This is a genomic window from Flavobacterium sp. HJJ, from assembly GCF_015351475.1.
GTDB classification, from domain to species: domain Bacteria; phylum Bacteroidota; class Bacteroidia; order Flavobacteriales; family Flavobacteriaceae; genus Flavobacterium; species Flavobacterium marginilacus.
Genome location: NZ_JADKPR010000089.1, coordinates 1 through 406 on the forward strand (window position 1 = coordinate 1; position 406 = coordinate 406).

The 406-nt window shown below is 28.1% G+C and carries 1 protein-coding gene; it reads left to right on the plus strand.

Annotated elements, in window-relative coordinates; genetic code table 11:
* Positions 1-53 precede the first annotated feature (53 nt).
* Positions 54-398 (plus strand): hypothetical protein, encoded by a 345-nt coding sequence (locus IRZ80_RS20855; protein ID WP_194644300.1) that lies wholly within the window; start codon positions 54-56, stop codon positions 396-398.
* Positions 399-406: the final 8 nt, after the last annotated feature.

The window sequence follows — 406 nt, forward strand, 5'->3', positions numbered from 1 at the left end:
ATGTGCAAGCTCAGAAAAAACAACGCTAAAAAATAACTCGCCAAAATTGAAATATGAATAAAAAAACATTGTTATCAATCATATTTTTAATCGGACTAATCCACGTTTATGACAACTTCTTTACCAAATCTATGATTACAGGGACTTATGTAAGCAATGGAAGTGGAATAGATGGACCAAACAAAAACGATACTTTAATTCTTTTAGAAAATAATACTTACGAAAGTCAAAGTTGGGGAAAAGGAGAATATACTTTAAAAGAAAACACGATTAACATTCATTACGATTATGAATTTGGAAAAGCTAGTTATCAAATGAGTATTGAAAGGAATTTTTATATAAAACCAAAATTAGTTTTTGATTTTGACCAAGATTACTACTTCGAAAAAATAAAATAGAGCCAGCA